Here is a 644-nt window from a genome sequence, read left to right as displayed (position 1 = left end):
GTACGCTAAAGAAGCATTTGTCACGGTCCCTATCGTTCCCCAAGTCTCTGGAATTGTCGAAACCGTCAACATCACCCCAAATGTTGCCGTTAAACAAGGCAACATCCTGTACACAATTGAAAACAGCGCTCAACAAATTGCCCTTAAAAAAGCCGAGGCAGCTTTAGCCGACGCTTAAAGTAGTGTCTCGCAAAAAGACGCAGCGCTAGAAAGTGCTAAAGCCGTGACACAGAAGGCAAAGGCAAATTTTGAGCGAGCACAAACTACCTACTTGCGCTTCAAAACAGGCCACGAATCGACAGGCTCCGCATCCCCTTTTTCACAACAAGTCGATAACCGAAAGAAATTATTTGAAGAAGCAAAAGCGGCATATCACCCAGCGCAAGCTGATGAGAAGCGCCAAGAACTGATTGCAGAGTCGATAATAGCCGGCGAGAATACAATTGTTGCACAGCTCATTGAAGCTAGAAACCGTGCACAACTTGACTTGGACCGTACAATCATTAGAGCACCGTCAGATGGCACTCCAGTACAAGTAGGCATTCGCCGGGGCACATTTGCAGCAGCACTACCCTTGCGCCCAGCAATGTCTTTCATACCTACAGAAAAAAGACGTATCGCTGCCAGATTTTGGCAAAACTCAC

At 47.4% G+C, this 644-nt stretch carries 1 protein-coding gene and 1 pseudogene; both read left to right on the top strand.

Going from position 1 to position 644, the window contains the following annotated elements:
* Positions 1 to 31 precede the first annotated feature (31 nt).
* Positions 32 to 178 (top strand): biotin/lipoyl-binding protein, encoded by a 147-nt coding sequence (locus A3738_RS32765; RefSeq protein ID WP_369819836.1) that lies wholly within the window; start codon positions 32 to 34, stop codon positions 176 to 178.
* A gap of 45 nt (positions 179 to 223) precedes the next feature.
* Positions 224 to 644, top strand: a pseudogene (locus A3738_RS25715) (hypothetical protein); the annotation flags it as partial.

The organism is Oleiphilus sp. HI0066, assembly GCF_001635725.1.
Note: the sequence above shows the minus strand (reverse complement) of the source record. Positions and strands in the feature narration are given on the sequence as shown.